Source organism: Candidatus Peregrinibacteria bacterium, assembly GCA_016699145.1.
Lineage (GTDB): Bacteria > Patescibacteriota > Gracilibacteria > UBA1369 > 2-02-FULL-48-14.
Genome location: CP064962.1, coordinates 619222 through 635255 on the forward strand (window position 1 = coordinate 619222; position 16034 = coordinate 635255).

The following is a 16034-nucleotide window of genomic DNA, read 5'->3' on the forward strand; positions in this document are numbered from 1 at the left end:
CGGAAGAATTCCCCGCAGCTTGCTGCGCGGGTGTAGGATGGAGGCATGAGCAACCATATCTACAAAAGCCATAACAAGAGTCTGTTGCTATATCACTTGGTTTGTCCTGTGAAATGTAGGAGGAAGATTTTAACGGAGGAAGTGGAGTACAGTTTAAAGAAGATCTGCGAAGAGATAGGAGAGCGGTTTGAGTTGCAATTTGTGGAAATAGGTAGTGATGAAAACCTTGATGCCTTTCAAGTCGAGTTTCATAACCATCAACAACTTTAAAAGCAGGTTCTCTTTCCATTAAAGCAGCAATGCGCTGCACAAAAAAAGTGACATGCTTACGTACCTCTTTTATAGAGTCCTCCATTTTAGCAATAGCTCTCTCTATTGGTGATTCAGAAGGTGTATATGAGGACATACTTCTTGTAAGTTACAGATCGTTGGATTCAAATTCCTTTCGAAGTGATTCAAATTGATCAACTGAATCTCCTTGAGGAGCATAATCCCACCCGGTAGCGGCATGTATTCCTTCATGGACCAAGGTGCCTACTTGCGCACAAAGATTCACTTCATCTCTAACACCAACAAAAAAAAGCGGGCGATAGGGAAAAACTTGCTGCATCATCAAAGCGTATAGTCTCTGCTGTAATAACACCGCCAAGAGGATCCATAGAAGAATGTTGAGCACAAAAAACATGAACATCCAAGGTAGCTTTCAAGGAAGCAGAAATATCTTCCTCAGACAGAATGGGCCCAGCAGTTTGAATGAGTCGTTCTTTCAATGGCTCTAAATTGGAAGCTATGTAGTCTCTAACATCGGTTACCTGCGCCTTTTGACTTTCATCACAAGGATGAAATTGGCTCAGAAGCTCTTCTCTATATGCCATCAAACCTTCGGTCAATTCTTGAGCTTTTTCAAGTAATGCCTTTGCCTCCTGTCGCGTCTCATGTGCTTGCCACGTGTAAGTGGCTAAAGCTATAGAGAGACCACCAACGAGTAATGAACCAAGATTTGAAAAAGGTGGCCTTAAAAGCACACTCGGAGCTTTCTTTTCATTTGCTGGAGTGTCAGCTCCTGCTTGTGAATTTCCATTCTCCAGTAAAGACATAAAATATTAGGAAGGGAGACCATCAGAAAGCTGACGATACCGCTTTTGGAGAATTTGTCAACCCTCTCCCCTAACTCAGAGGGTAGACTTCCAGCAAAAACCTGCTAGATTCTGAGCGATGAAAAACCTCACTCTCACCCTCAAAGACGGCACACAAATCACTGGAAAAGCCTTTGGCTCTTTTAAGGAAAGTGAGGGGGAAGTCGTGTTCACCACCGGAATGGTGGGTTACCCCGAAAGCCTCACCGACCCTTCCTTTAAAGATCAAATCCTGGTGCTCACCTTCCCTTTAGTGGGCAATTATGGCGTGCCCAACGAAGCACTGGATGAAGACAAAATCAGCCGCTTTTTTGAAAGCGAAAAAATCCATCTCAAAGGGCTCATCGTCAGCGACTACAGTGAAGACTACTTTCATTGGAATGCCGGGAAATCCCTGTCCGATTGGATGAAAGAATACGACGTGCCCGGCATCACCGGAGTGGACACCCGTGCTCTCACCCAATTGCTGCGCGACGGCGGTTCTCAACTGGGACAAATTCATCCAAGTAATGAAGCGCCCCACAAAGAATTTTACGACCCCAACACCATTAATCTGGTCGCGAAAGTCAGCCCGACGGAACCCAAAACGTATGGCGAAGGTAAAAAACACATCGCCCTGATTGACTGCGGCATGAAGTTCAACATTTTGCGCAGTTTCTTAAAACGTGGCATCAAAGTGACTCGCTTCCCCTGGGATCACAATCCTTTCGATTACGAAGCTGCCCATGGGCTGAAATTCGATGGCGTCTTCTTTTCAAACGGACCTGGCGATCCCGCACGTTTGCCCGAACCTGTCGCCACCATGGAAGCCTGTTTCGAGCGAAAAATTCCAACCTTTGGCATTTGTCTAGGTAGCCAAATCATGGGTCTTGCAGCCGGAGCAAAAACCTACAAGCTCAAATTCGGACACCGCAGCCAAAATCAACCCTGCATCGACACTCGCAGCGGACGCTGTTATATCACTTCTCAAAACCACGGTTTCGCAGTGAACGATGAAACCCTTCCCTCCGACTGGGAGACCAGCTTCACAAACGCCAACGACGGAACCGTAGAAGGAGTACGTCACAAAAAACTCCCCTTCTTTTCAGTCCAATTCCACCCCGAAGCCACCCCCGGCCCCACCGACACCGGCTTTCTTTTTGATGAATTTGTGGAAATGCTTTAAACTGAACCCGTTGTGACACTTAGCCCAACGCCCATGCACCGCTACTTCTTCACGATCCTCCTGCTCGCGATCAGTTTTTCCTTGCCACTGGCTCTTTCGACGCAAGAAGCCAAACAGCAAGTGGAGCTCGCCACCCTCCCACCAACCGACACCGACATCGCGGACGAAGAACCTGATGAAAATCCCGCACGACCTCCTTTAACCGATATTCAAGGCCATTGGGCTGAGACGCAAATCAACAATCTGTATCAAACCCAGGTCATCAACGGTTATGGAGACGGCACCTTTGGCCCCAATGATCCGGTGACTCGCACTCAATTCCTCATCATCGCCCTGCGCGCCTTCCATTACGAAGCGCCGGATGAAAATTATGCCGATTTTGCTCACAGCATCGGCCTCATCAACAACCTGGATTATTGGAAAAATCACGGAGATGCCCACGTCACCCGAGCGGAAGCTTTGAAAATTTTGTTGAACGCAGGCAGCCTCACCGTGGGAGACGAACTCAGCCCCAACTTCCCAGATGTGGACATTGTGAATGACTGGTTCGCTGTTTACAGCGCTTTCGGCAAAGCTCAGGGCATTGTAACCGGAGACGTTGAAGGAAATTTCAACGGGAATCAAAACGTAAGTCGAGCCGAAACCTGCGCCCTCACCTTGCGCATCATGGAAAGACTGCCTTCCGAAATCGAAGGATAAGCGCTCTGGTTTTTTTTCGAGATAGCCTCTAGAATCCCCGCATGTACATTGGCCTGGATCTAGAAACCACCGGACTCAACCCCAAAAACGACCACATCATTGAAGTCGCCATTCTGCTTTTCGACGACAATAAAATCCTTGAAGAATGGAGCAGTTTGGTCCGTCCACCCATCCCTATTCCGCCCTTCACCACCCACCTCACCGGCATCGACGACGAAATGGTGAAAGACGCACCGACTTTGCAAGAAATCCTGCCCCTGATCAAAGAAAAAATAGGGGATTTGCCCATCATGGGACACTTCATTTTTTTTGATGTCAATTTTCTCAACGAAAAAGGCGCGGGTCTTCCCAATGTGCAATTGGACAGCTGCCAACTGGCTCAAGTTTTCATGTACAAAGAAGCCAGCTACAGCCTGGAAGTTTTAACCCAAAAATTAGGCATAGAGCAACCCAATGCTCACCGAGCCATCCACGACGTAAGAGCCAACATTGAGCTCATGTGGAAATTGTGCGGCCACCTGCGGGCCCTTCCTAAAGAGGACAAAACTTTGCTCCGCCCTATTTTAGAAAAAAGCCAGTGGACTTGGGCTGCCACCCTTTTGCAGGTGCTCGATGAAAAACAGCAAAAATCAGACGAGCTCTTGCCCAGCGGCGGCGGCGAATTCAGCCCCGTGAGTGAAAAACACACTCATTTAAAAAGCATCGTGGCCGAAATTCAGCCACCCTTCCTTTGCGAAGAAGGCAGTCACACCACTCAAGACCTCATCGACTACGCCTTGGAACAAAACGAGGAAAGCCTGCTGGTGCTGGCCCACGTTCAAAACCTGCCCGCTCATCCCGATTTAGGCGTGCTCAAACATCCCAACCAATATTTAGACGAAGAACGCTTGGAGCAATTTGTGCAAAGAACCCCGTTAGACACCGGATCCAGCATGTTGGCCCTCAAAGTCAGCCTCTGGGCAAAATACACCAAAAAAGGTGAAAAATCAGAAATCCGTCTGGTCAAGGACGAAGCCAGTCTGTGGTATGACATCTGTTGCCAAGAAGAAAGCGCCGAAAAATCCTTTTATAAAAAAGCCACCGAAACAGCATTCAGCAAAAAAGTGCGCGTGGTGAGTCATTTGCATTTTCTAAAAGATCGCAGTCGAAAAGATCCTGCACTGCCCCTGCCGCCCAACGTGATTGTGGCTCAAAGCGAAGAGCTGGTACGCACTCTGGAGCAGGCCTGGCACATCCGTCTGAGTGAAAGCCGTTTTTTAAGCGAGCTCAGCCGCCTGCAAAAAGAAAATCCCGCTCACAAAGAAATCATCGATTCCCTGGCCGCTCGCGTGTCCATTCTTTTTGGATTCTGCGGCATGTTTTTACAAAAATACGGACTCCCCGGAGACGCCCGTCACCCTCTGGTGGTGGAAGCCTGGCACCAAAACAGCAGCGAATGGAACAAGATCAAAATGTCTGCCGAAGCCATCGAAGCAGCCACTGCAGCCCTGGGGGACGATCTACAAAATGGTCCAAGCCTGGATGAATTCACACGCTACCTCACCTATCTCACCAAAATTCTGCGCACCGCCAGCCCCATTTTATGGATGACCTGGAGCGCAGATGAAGAGCCCATCATCCATTCCTTCCCCGAACACCCCTCCACGCTCTTCACCGAAAGGGTATGGAAGGGTATAGAAAAACTCCATTTATTCTGCCACCACGCAGACCTCAAAGACGACTTCGAGTTCATTAAAAAAGAGCTAGGCCTGCCCGAAACGCTGCAACACCTCAAAGCCAAAGAGAGCCTGCCATTGCCCATTGAATATCCAAAAACTCAAATGTCCAAGCCCAACGACGTCGCTTATGTCAGCGATGTGGCTCACGAGCTCACCGAGCAACTGCTGCCTTTGCAGGGCAATGCTTTCGTTTTGGTGAACGCTCAAACCGCTTCCGAACAACTGTTTTATAAACTCAACGATTTTGCCAAAAAAAACGGGAAAAAACTCTTCGTGCAATTCATGAGCGGCGGCCTAGGAAAAATCGTAAAAATGGCTGAAAATTCCAATGGGAAAAACATCTTCGTGGGCAATGAAGACCTCTTCGACATGCTCTTGAACGAAGGTGTGGATCTGCGCTTTCTGGCCCTGTACCGCCTGCCTTTCAGCAGCCCCAGCGATCCCATTCAGTTGGGCCGCGCCAAAGCTTATGTCGATGCCTATAAAGGCTACACCTTGCCCCACGCCGCCCTACGCTTCCGAGCCATTTTGAATGAATTTTTAGCCAATCAATGGGAAGGAAAACGCATCCTCATCTTAGACCCCCGCATCCGGGATTACGAAAAGGTGTTCATCTAGCTTTGCACTTGCAAAAAAAACCTGTAAAGTACAAACGCTTTCACTTTCACGCCATGAAAAAAAACATCTCTCTTGCTCTGCTCAGCTTACTCACCCTCTTGCCTTCCAACGCCTTTGCCGTTGAAGGAGCTTTCAGCGATCTGGAGGAATCCAGTGATTACTACGTTTCTACTGAAGTGCTGCGACGAGAAGGATTCATTGAAGGCTACAGCGATGGAACCGTACGCATTGAAAGCGAAATGAACCGTGCAGAAGTGGCAAAAATGGTGGCCATTTTCCTAGAGCTAGATACAGACTCCGCCACGCCCGGCTGCTTCACAGACCTTGAATCTGGAAGTTGGTACGAAGACTACGTGTGTGCTGCGAAAGCCGCAGGCATTTTCAATGGCAATCCCGATGGCACTTTTGCTCCTGGAAGCAACATGAATCATGCGGAACTTTCAGCCATCGTTTATCGTTTGTTGCAACACTATGAAATCGACCCCATCCTGCCCTCCGATGGAGAAGCTTGGTACAGCGCTTATATGGAAGTGAGCGCCGATTTGAACCTCATGCCAGATCCCTTAGTGGCTCCAAGTGAAGACATCACCCGTGGAGATCTTTTTGAGGAGTTCTTTAGGTCTTTGGTTGCGGAGGCCGTGACGGAGGACGGTGAAGATGAACCCATCTATTACGACCGAGCAGATCGTGATGAGTTCTTAACGGAAGAAGATCACGAAGACCTTGTCGACCAGCCCTTTTTTGATACAAGAAGCGAAAATACGGTTTTTGAAGGATTAGAAGAAGGCCTCATTTATTGCGGAGGAGTACAACACACCACCACACGACATTATGCCACAGGAGATGCCTTCCCCAGCGAAGGCGATGCAGAAACGACCATTGATGCTGATTTTTCCTTCACAGTCGATCGTCAGGATGGGGGTTCTGATACTGAATACTTCTTCAACTTCTTAAGTTATTCCGTAAGTGCCGATTATTTAGAAGACTCCCAAGACTACACATCCGCTGGAATCAACAGAATACACACCACTGCCACAGTGGATCATGAAGCAGCCAGCAACGAAGTAAACGAAGAAATTTACGGCTATGTGGTGCAAAATGGTGATTTATTCATCAATTACACCGTACCCTACGGCGATGGCCTCATGACAAGCTACGATAGTGCCACCGGCACGGAGCAGACCGTCTACGATCATCCTTGGCCCAATCAAACCATTTATACTGACGCAAACGAATTTTGGTCCGGCTCAACAGAAGAAACTCGCACAAACGAGAGCCCCTATGCCTTTGATGAAGATGAAACGGTCATCACTTACGAGTGGAGTATTTCCGAATGTAACTGAACAAAGAACTGAAGAACCAAATCAAACCGATCACAAAGAACACCCACACCACCGTTTGATCAAAGTGACCCAAACGTCGGGTCCAACCTTCAATTTCCACGCCAAAAACATAGTGGAGTAAGAGCTCAAACCCAGAGAGCAGCGTCACAAAAACGCCAATCCCAATCTGTAATTGCCAAGCTTCTTTTTCTTGCTGAGGGGTCAGAGAGCTTTTCATAGCTACATCTTAAATCGCGCTGCCACATTCAGCAAGGCTTCACTGGGCCTGACTTACTTGAGCAAATCGCTTACGAGCATTTTCACACAGCTCTTGCGCCGAGGAAGCAAATTCACAGTCGGGATATTTGCCTGTTTTTTCATCTGTGTTCTCCCAATTCCATGGCTCCATCTTGTTTTTTGGGTCCTTCCCATAAGCAATACTACATGTCCTTGAGGAATCATCAACACTCAACTGCGCTAGCGGACTGTCTTGGCCAGGAAAGTTAACGAATACCCTTGTAACTGGTTCATCTCCCATCGTAATCGTAGCTGAAACTTCAATCTCCTCAATATAAGGTTCCCAACCTGTAACCGAAAAGTGACAAACAGAAGCTCTTTCCTCATAATTTTTAATCGTGAGAGCAGCTTGTTTTTCAACAGCTGTCATGAAACGAACCAAACTCATAGCATCCATCTCAAAAGAAGGCCCTGTTGAAGCTCTTTCAAATAAATTCAGATTTTTGATACCAGCATGTTGTCCCGGCGCACAGGCAGTCAACGCCGCTCCAAGTGCTAAAGGAAGTGATCTCATAAGTAAAAATTTAATTGAACAGCGTCCGAATACCGCATTCTCCCACAAAAAAGTGCAGCTGTACAGCTTTTCTTTAAAAGAAAAGTAAACTGTTGTTTAAAACAAAATGGCAAAATTCATGACAAAAGGGCCTCCCAGAGGCTAAACTTGGCATTGTACGCAAAATAGCCTTCCCAGTGCTAACCCTCGCAAAAAGACCTGCCCGGTTTCCCACTTCCTGAATCTTGACTAAAGATTTGCAAAGATACGCTTTATCTTGTACGGTCAGATCTTAATTACAACATATTTCATGGTTTTGGGAGCTGCAGGCCAAGAAGACCACCCCCATCCAGAAACATCTGCATCTGTAGGAGCTACTGCAGTATTCTTAAATCCAGAGCCAGGGGATGGAGGAAAAAGACACGAAGGAAAGGGTGTCAAAATTTTCGCACGTGTGGATGGAAAAAACGAGGACCCAAATACATGTGAAGATCGCGTTGGGCTTATTAAAGAAGGAGATCAAATTGCCGCTTGCGCAGTAGACGGCATTGGAAGCGGTACCGATAAGCCTGCCACGGTAGCCCTGGCAAAAGCACTTGCCAAAAACATCTCAGAGGATCTGCTGGATCCAAATGCCGAACTCATCGCTACAGCCGATCAATTCAAACAGAGGATAATAAGCGCATTAGAAAGGACGATTGCTGAGGTGAATGGGGAGCATGCAAATGTAGAGAAATTGGGAGCATGCATTACTGTTCTTTTGGTGGACCTAAAAAAACGCATCTCCTGGATTTTAAGAGTAGGAGACGGATTCAACGGATGGATGACTCCAGATGGACAGATAGACCCTTTTTTCTGCCGCAAAGCCCTGCTGCCTGAAACAAAAAATGTCTATGAATTACTGCAAGCCAATAGGAACGTAGGTCAGGTCATTGAAGAAATCATTAGGAAAGGTAAAGGATCTACCTTAACAGATGCCATCTGTGCCGGGAAAAGAACAGACAGGAATAGGCTGGACATTTTGAAGCCAGAGACCCTTCATATTCCCGAAGGAGGAGGAACCTTCTTTATAGGCTCAGATGGAATCATGAGCTTTGCATTGAACTTGGGTGAAAATCAAGAGGGGGGAACCGAGAAGGTAAATTGGCTTCACGAAGAGGCTCATAAAGCAAAACTTGATGATGTCGCCTCAATAGCCATTACTGTAGGGCCTCTCAGTCGGATGCAAAAATTGACAAAGTTTTTCAGCCGGATACTCTTAGGATCGTGAACTCCACCGACCTACAAATTCTCATTATTACAGGAGGTCTCTTTATCCCGGTGCTAGCCTTCATCAGCTGGCTTTCTTACCGCCACGGAGACAAAAAACGCCGCATCTGGGAAGAAGCTTTGCAAAAAGATCTACCCGGCTTCAAATTGCAGCATTTTTACCGAAAAGCCTTTTGGATCGGGACTTTGCAAAACCACACCGTAATCGTGCATCTTCAATCCAAAACCAGCAAAATCATCAGAATCAAGCTGAAAAGCTCTAAAAAACTCTACTTGGCCGTAAAACCGAGCGCCTCTTCCAAAGAATTGCGCAACTGGACAGGGTGGGAAAACCCCGAACCCGGTTTTTACCTGCACAGCCTCCCCCAAGGCCCGAGCAAAGAAGAAAACCTCAGTCATTTCGCACGGCTGCGAAGCGGCACAAAAAGACAGCTGCTTCAGGAGGCAAACGCCTGCGAAAGCCTCAGCCTTTCTCCCGATTGGACCAACGTATTGATCGGCAAAGAAAAAGCCCTCCAGTTCTACGATGAAAACGAAACCCTGCTCGCCAGCCCCGAACTGATGCTGCAACTGCCCCACGGTACCTCCGTTCCCGAAACCGTCGCAAAAATAGCCCCTCTCTTAAAAGAATTGGAGGCGGATCTTACTTAGCGGCTTTGTCCAAAGCATCAGAATCCAGAGTGTCATGAAGAGCTCGATCGGTGGATGAGACCTGAGCCGCTATAGGAAAACGTTCGTCAAAAACCTGGGTCCAATATTCCTGAGGGCTGCCACCCGCTGGCCTCCCTAAGCTAGAATCTGGAAAGTGCATGCTCAATGCCTCTAAGAGAGAAGCAAATGGCCCTCTCCAGAGAGAGGCACTCTCTGAAGGAATACAAGCCAAAATGTAGTTTGGAAAAGTAAGGGGCTGTCCTTGGAAATCACACTGCACACGGAGAAACGTACTAAGAGTATTGTCATGGCTAGGTGTCACTCTTGCCAAATCTACAACTAAACCTGCGCTAGGCAACACACTCTGCGGGGTGACCGGCATTGACGCTTCGTTGCTTAACATTCTGATTAACCCTGAAATCTGAGCAATGTCAGTTGGGTCTAAAAAGATGCGCTCACGAACCGATGATCCGCCCCCATCCACATCATTTTCAACATCAATGGCCATCATATAAACAATTAACTAGTGAACTGATTAAAAAGGTAAAAGCTTCGGCAGTCAAGGGGTTTTGCATTCCCAAGAAGAAAGGCACATGTAAAATGCGGTCAGTTTAACCCATCCACCCATATGAAAGGATTCTTTACAAAAGCTTTCTCTGCTGTACTCATCACTTTGATGTGCAGTCAAGTGAGCATGGCCGCCCTCGTTTTGGGCAGCCGAGACGATTTACTGCAAAGTTCCATCGTCACCAACAACTTCACAGACGTTGAAATTCCCAATCTGGAGGATTATTCCACAGAAGAATACTACCAAAACCTGGGAGCCTTGGTGCTTTCCGTCATGTCTTTTGCAACCCAAATTCAAGGTTTGGTGGGCTATGAAGCAGCCGATGGATCCCGTTATTTCAGCCCCAACAACACCTTAACCCGAGCCGAAGCCGTTAAATTCTTCAACAATTTCCGTGCAGAAGTGGGAAGTGGAGGTATCCCCAACGAAGTCTGCTTCACCGATTACAACAATTACAGTGAATCTTGGTGGAAGGATTACGCCTGCTACCTGAAACACGATGGCATCATTTCAGGTTATGCGGATGGAACGTTCCGCCCCAACAACACCTTGAACGGAGCTGAAATCGCCAAATTCGTCAGCAACACTTACGGCCTACCTACCGTGAATGAGTCCGCCTACAACCATTGGTACGACGGATACATCGAAAACCTGCAAGAGTTCAACATTGCTCCTGAAGGAATAGATCCCACCCACAGCGTGACTCGGGGCGAAATGGCCAGTTACATCTTGCGTGGAGCCGTAGTGGAGCACTTTGGAAGCACCGAAGCTTTCACTCCTCGCCTGCTCACTCGCTTCTTCGAGGAAATGGGCTCCAGCACCAGCTCTTTGATCTTCTTCACCCACAACGAAACAGGAAGTTTCTACCCTTACAACTACATCTATCACCCTGAAGATTTTTCAGCAGTCTCTTTCATCAACGATGGTGAGAACGAGTCTCTCACGCTCAAAAATCACGGCAGCAGCAGCTTGGATGTGAGCGGTTACTACGTCACTTTCTTGGATGCCAGCGATTCCGGCGACTATGAAGCCACCGATGTCAGCTTCACCTTCCCAGAAGGCAGCACGGTTGGTGCTGGAGAAAGCGTGACCATCAACGGCATCTTGGGCGGAGAATTTGCCTTCGAAAACCCTGAAGGCCCTTATGGTGACGGCTTCTTGAACGACCATTTTGGAGATTACCTTTACCTTATCTACAACGCCGACGCTCAACTGATCGACGTGGTGGTCTTCCAGGTGGAGTCCTAAGCCCTAGCTTTTCTATACCAAAAGCCCGAAGTTCTTGGATTCAAAATCCACCTCCGGGCTTTTTTAAAGGCTATTTTGCAGCTGCAGATCCTGCTAATGGGGTTGCCTTGCTCACGCTTCCTGAGTTACCCCAGTCGAAATGAAAAGGGATATGTGCATCCAATGCAACAAAATGAACATTTGGATGTGCATCCTTAACCTCCTTTTGCTGACAGGGAAAATATTTTCCTATATCCATTCCTATCAAAACATTGGGAGCAACTTGCCTCACTACTGGATAGAAGGCCTCAAATTCAGCAGCAGTAAGATTAAAAAACAACTTGCCCTTTCTCGGGTGAGCTGCTTCTGCTCCACCAAGAACATTCAATAAATCCCTTCGAAATAAGTCCAAAGCAGTAACAATTTTGCCTCCACCTTTTGCAGCCTCAATTTGAGTTTCGTAGGTAGAAGTATTGATTGATTGAATACCGCCAGGCGGTAGAGCCAACATCTTCCTACGATCCGTCACAAAAATACGAAGCATATCTTCTGTTCCCGCCAAACCTGTTTTTACTTCTGATAAAGCCATACGTATCTTAAGAAAACGTCCCTATTATACAGAATAATGAAATATTGTAAAGATGTGTCAAGGCGAATTGTGCTGCACACCTGAAAAATCACAAATAAGACTGCATTTTCTGCTCGCCTCCTGACTTAACCTTGCGATACTCCGTCAAATTCGTCGTAAAGTTGGCTCCGTTCAAAAAAACCTCCGAATAAGGAATGTGCCGCTGAAGCCCACCTTGTAAACTGTCCGCAACCCACACGCCATCGGCATCAAAGGAGTAAGCCACCAACTGATGCCCAATGTTCACTCCATTGGAATAGTAAGGAATATAAAGCACCAAAGGCTCGCCCAGGGCCAACTTTTTAAAGAAAAATTCCGCCGAATTATTATAACTGAACAGCAAATCATAGCCATATTCCGCCGCAAAACGGCTACGCTCCCCCGAAGACCAAATAAAAGTGCCATCCCACGCAATCCGATCTTGAACTTCAGCAATATCCAGCACTTCGCCATACTTGTATTGCACCAAAGTTTTAGTCGCAAAACTGTAACAACCATAAGGCCAACCCCTTTGAGAATGATGGACAAAGTCGACATTCGAAGGAATTGCCGCCACCAAACCCAAATCCAAAACCTCTTCATAGCCAGCCGAGGGGTCCAATTCAAACTCAAAAACCTCGGGCCTTTCGCCTTCTTCATAAGTCAAAGCGCGGTGCAAAAGCAGACTCATTTGCTTGCGAGTGATGAGCTCATGTGGAGAAATATAGCTGTCCAAAGTGTCCACCAGCTCGCGTTCTTCAAACCGCAGCAAATCATCCCAGTACCACTGTCCATTGTCTTGATTGTCTAGAAAGACACTCCGCTCATCCTCGTCTAAAAGCTCCCATTCTAAAGCTTCTGCTAAAATTTTCATGGCCTCCGCACGAGTGATATTGTCTCCCGGAGCAAAGCGCCCATCCCCATAGCCCTCCACCCACTCCAATTCCTTGGCACGACACACATATTTGGCAAACCATTCCTCCCCCACATCCACAAAACAAGCCGCGTACTCCGCAGCCGAAGGCGTTTCCCCCAGCACTCCCTCCACAATCATTTTAGTGAATTCCGCCCGATTGATGAGCGCCATGGGCCGAAATGTGCCATCGCTATAGCCCTCCACAATGCCCTCTTCCGTGAGATAGTCCACAGCTTCTTGAACAGGGTCATTGGGGTAGAGGTCGGAGTAATTCGTACTCGCAAGGGCCGAACTCGACAAAAAAACACCAAAGAAAAGGGCAATAAAACAGCGACGGAGCAACATAGGCATGGATTTAAGACGCTTCAACTTTAGGGGAAGATGCAGAGTTTAACAACAAAAAAGGGGGAACGGCTTCCGCCGCCCCCTTTTTCTTATCTTTTACTCAAACAATCCGAGCACCATATCGAGGAAGGTTCCTCGTTCCACACTGTCTTCAGGTTCATAATCTGCAGCATTCACTTCTTCTCCAGAAGCAAGCTCAAGCACATCAACAATCTCACTGAAAGACATATTTTCATGAGGATTAAAAACACCAGAAGCTTCTTCTTCAGCAAAGAAGTCTTCTTCGGTCAACGCTTCAATGTAGTAAGCCAGAGGCTCATCCGTAGACACATCAGCGTAAGAAGTTTCAGTCACTTCAGGAAGCTCATCGTGATCTGCCGTCACGTAACCAAAGAGTCTTGCAACAATCTTGGCCACTTCATCGCGCTTGATCCAATCGCTAGGATCAAAGTGCAAGGCATCACGACCGTGAATCACTCCTTCACACCACATTTGGTAAATGCTGTCATAAGAGTCCATGTCTTCAGTGACATCCACAAAGCTCATCGCTTCACAGACCACTGGGTCTTCTGTCAAGATTACGTTTCCATTGCCACCACCGGAACCATTTCCGCCGCCGTTGCCTCCTCCATTACCACCAAAAGGCACTCCTCCACCATTGCCACCACCGGAACCGTTCCCGGAACCATTGCCGTTTCCGTTACCAGATCCAGATCCATTTCCATTTCCAGAATTTGGATTGTGCTCAACGGTCACACAGTTGTTTCCTTCAGAAACTTCGCTCACATTGGAGGCAGAATCCACACAAACGGTATACGTGCCGGCAGCCAAAGTGAGGTTGCTCACCGTCAAGGCCATAGAAGACCCTTGAGTCGCAAAGGCAGTTCCATAATTGGACAACAGATCGACGAAAAGAGAACTGGTGCCATCCGTGATTTCGAAGCTGGGTTGGTCAGCCAAATTCACATCGGCCGTACCACTGTTGCTCACGGTGAAAGAAAGACGATCGTCGCTTCCAACACTAGCTCCACTGAGAGTCAAGTCAGGAAGGTTGGAATTTCCACCGCCATTCCCAGAACCCACAGTGAATGTGAGAGATGAACAGTTGTTGGATTCTGAAAGTTCAGCCTCAACTCGATTGAGCGTGTCCACACACACTTCAAAGGTGTGAGCTCCATCGGCAAGTCCGCTGAAGACCTGAGTCAAAGTAGAAGAGGTACCTGCATCGAGGTAATTGGGCGCATCCACACTGGTGGTCCAAGCATCCGAGAAGACAGAAACTCCATCCAAGTAGTATTCCGTTCTTCCATTTTGGAAAGCACGCACATCCACTAAACCTTGGTTTCCAATCACAAAGCTGGCAGAAGCGCTGTCCGCAGAAGAAACAGAGGCATAAAGGTCAGGGAGCACACCAGCATTGTAAATAAAGCTGGTGCTGGAACAGTTGTCTGCTTCACTCGATTCACTCACCAAGTCAGAAGAGTCCACACAAACCTCAAGCACATTGGTGCTGCCATCGGTCAAAGCGAGCATTTCACCATAAAGGTAAAGAGGAAGAGTTCGATTGCGCTCGGCACCGGCTTCAGCATAACGGTTGAACAAATCTTGGTGCCAGGTCCAACCCATGATTTGAAGGTTTTGACCATTGAGGCGCAAACGATTTCGTCCATCTGGATAGTCACTGTAAGTCACACTAGCATCTCCATTGTTTCCAATGTCGTAAGAGAAAATCATGGTCGCTGCATCGTAAGACGCATTGCTTGTGTAAAGATTAGGCATGGCTGTAGAACCCGTATTATTACCCTCAAAGAAAGGGTTATTTATGGTCAAACAGTTATTATCTTCATCACTTTCAACAATTACAGAAGGATCATCCACACAGAACATGAAGGTCTGTGTACTTGAAAGGCTAGGATTAGAAACCGTAAGTTCTTCGGCAGTGAATGTATTAGTGCCACCAACAGTTAAGAAGTCGGAAGTCCCATAATTAGACCAGACATAAGGGAATTCTCCCCCGTTTTGATAAACAATAGTTGTAGCTGTTGGGTCGTAGCTAGCATCTGCATCACCTACATTCTCCAAAGTATACATGAAGGTATAGTCAATTGGGTCATCATTAGGATCCACCGTAGACATGTCTACAAAAGCACCCGTTCCATCTCCAGCTGTACGGTCCCAAAGTTCAACATTGGAAACCGTAAGATCCGGCGTAGCGGTTTCGGTGCCAGTAGAAGCAGAATTCAAGGAAATATTATAAAATCCATAGCTATTGGTATCTCCTAAAGATCCACTAATAGCCACCTCAACATCTTCAGCACCTTGTGTGGAATAGGACAATTGCTTAGTTTCTCCAGGAGAAAGAGTCATAGGACCATCTTCCCCGCCATTAGAACCACTGATCCTGAAAGCCCATGTACCACCGGAAGATTCAGATGGAACCGTAAGTTCTGCAGTTACATCACTAGAATCAAGAAAAGAACTCGTATAGAGGTCTTGTTCACCGGCACAAAGATAACCCAATTGGGGACCACCGAGGTCCGAAGCTTCAGCTGCATCACAACCTTGCACTCCTATAGGAAAAGTCGTGGAAGCCGTAGTCTCAAGCGCATCGAGTGTTTGTGTTGTAAGTGTGAGAGTCGCTACATAGGAATCCGTTGCATAGTCGTCAGCTGTGGTATAAACGTGTGACCATGTTAAACTAGTGATATCCGGGACAGAAACCTCAGCATTGCTCAAATAAATTTGTTCATCGGGTGTTGACCCATCTCCCCAATCCAAAGTAGCTGTTAAAACAGCTGCATCAGAATCCACAGAAATTTCAGATACAAACGTCAAAGTTTCACCATCTCGTGTAATAAAACCACCCGGGTGCGTGACTGACAACGCCGAAGCCGACGGAATCGCCGGAAGAAGAAGCGCCGAACAGAGCGTAAAGGATAAAAGTGAGCTAAAAAATCTTTTCATACACTATGGTTTAAGGGGATAAGATAGTGAATTCGAGAC

Annotated in this window: 15 protein-coding genes; 8 read left to right on the forward strand and 7 right to left on the reverse strand. The window is 47.3% G+C overall.

Going from position 1 to position 16034, the window contains the following annotated elements:
- Positions 1-45 precede the first annotated feature (45 nt).
- The gene (locus tag IPG41_03415) at positions 46-270 is read left to right on the forward strand and encodes a transposase (GenBank protein QQR55577.1); all 225 of its coding nucleotides are present in this window, start codon (positions 46-48) and stop codon (positions 268-270) included.
- Positions 271-563: 293 nt separating this feature from the next.
- Here IPG41_03415 and IPG41_03420 read toward each other — a convergent pair whose 3' ends face one another.
- A complete protein-coding gene (locus IPG41_03420; protein ID QQR55578.1) occupies positions 564-1097 on the reverse strand; it encodes a hypothetical protein in 534 nt (177 codons plus the stop codon).
- A 118-nt stretch (positions 1098-1215) separates the two neighbouring features.
- Here IPG41_03420 and carA point away from each other — a divergent pair, with 118 nt between their 5' ends.
- Genes carA through IPG41_03440 form a run of 4 tightly spaced genes read left to right on the forward strand, consistent with a single transcriptional unit; the run spans position 1216 to position 6679 of the window.
- Positions 1216-2301: a glutamine-hydrolyzing carbamoyl-phosphate synthase small subunit gene (carA, locus tag IPG41_03425; protein QQR55579.1), complete on the forward strand. Its 1086-nt coding sequence runs from the start codon at positions 1216-1218 to the stop codon at positions 2299-2301.
- 12 nt (positions 2302-2313) lie between these two features.
- Positions 2314-3000, forward strand: coding sequence for an S-layer homology domain-containing protein (locus IPG41_03430; GenBank protein ID QQR55580.1), 687 nt, complete (start codon positions 2314-2316; stop codon positions 2998-3000).
- A 41-nt stretch (positions 3001-3041) separates the two neighbouring features.
- Positions 3042-5336, forward strand: coding sequence for a hypothetical protein (locus tag IPG41_03435; protein QQR55581.1), 2295 nt, complete (start codon positions 3042-3044; stop codon positions 5334-5336).
- Positions 5337-5389: 53 nt separating this feature from the next.
- Positions 5390-6679, forward strand: coding sequence for an S-layer homology domain-containing protein (locus IPG41_03440; GenBank protein ID QQR55582.1), 1290 nt, complete (start codon positions 5390-5392; stop codon positions 6677-6679).
- Here the strand turns inward: IPG41_03440 and IPG41_03445 are convergent.
- Both IPG41_03445 and IPG41_03450 read right to left on the reverse strand, forming a co-directional pair.
- Complete coding sequence (locus IPG41_03445) at positions 6645-6896, reverse strand: hypothetical protein (protein QQR55583.1); 252 nt, start codon at positions 6894-6896, stop codon at positions 6645-6647. The two genes, IPG41_03440 and IPG41_03445, sit on opposite strands and share 35 nt — an antisense overlap.
- Before the next feature lie 39 nt (positions 6897-6935).
- Positions 6936-7469: a hypothetical protein gene (locus IPG41_03450; protein ID QQR55584.1), complete on the reverse strand. Its 534-nt coding sequence runs from the start codon at positions 7467-7469 to the stop codon at positions 6936-6938.
- A gap of 289 nt (positions 7470-7758) precedes the next feature.
- Here IPG41_03450 and IPG41_03455 point away from each other — a divergent pair, with 289 nt between their 5' ends.
- Together IPG41_03455 and IPG41_03460 are read left to right on the forward strand one after the other, a co-directional pair.
- Positions 7759-8718, forward strand: coding sequence for a protein phosphatase 2C domain-containing protein (locus tag IPG41_03455; protein ID QQR55585.1), 960 nt, complete (start codon positions 7759-7761; stop codon positions 8716-8718).
- Complete coding sequence (locus tag IPG41_03460) at positions 8715-9368, forward strand: hypothetical protein (GenBank protein QQR55586.1); 654 nt, start codon at positions 8715-8717, stop codon at positions 9366-9368. The genes IPG41_03455 and IPG41_03460 overlap by 4 nt, the downstream gene beginning before the upstream one ends.
- Here IPG41_03460 and IPG41_03465 read toward each other — a convergent pair.
- On the reverse strand, positions 9361-9879 hold the full coding sequence (locus tag IPG41_03465) for a hypothetical protein (GenBank protein ID QQR55587.1): 519 nt from the start codon (positions 9877-9879) through the stop codon (positions 9361-9363). The genes IPG41_03460 and IPG41_03465 overlap by 8 nt on opposite strands.
- 117 nt (positions 9880-9996) lie before the next feature.
- Here IPG41_03465 and IPG41_03470 point away from each other — a divergent pair, with 117 nt between their 5' ends.
- A complete protein-coding gene (locus IPG41_03470) occupies positions 9997-11184 on the forward strand; it encodes an S-layer homology domain-containing protein (GenBank protein QQR55588.1) in 1188 nt (395 codons plus the stop codon).
- Between the two features lie 70 nt (positions 11185-11254).
- Here IPG41_03470 and IPG41_03475 read toward each other — a convergent pair whose 3' ends face one another.
- The 3 genes from IPG41_03475 to IPG41_03485 form a co-directional block, all read right to left on the reverse strand.
- Entirely contained in the window at positions 11255-11752 is a 498-nt protein-coding gene (locus tag IPG41_03475; protein QQR55589.1) for a hypothetical protein, read from the reverse strand.
- An 88-nt stretch (positions 11753-11840) separates the two neighbouring features.
- The gene (locus IPG41_03480; GenBank protein QQR55590.1) at positions 11841-13037 is read right to left on the reverse strand and encodes an S-layer homology domain-containing protein; all 1197 of its coding nucleotides are present in this window, start codon (positions 13035-13037) and stop codon (positions 11841-11843) included.
- A gap of 90 nt (positions 13038-13127) precedes the next feature.
- Positions 13128-15995 (reverse strand): hypothetical protein, encoded by a 2868-nt coding sequence (locus IPG41_03485; GenBank protein ID QQR55591.1) that lies wholly within the window; start codon positions 15993-15995, stop codon positions 13128-13130.
- Positions 15996-16034: the final 39 nt, after the last annotated feature.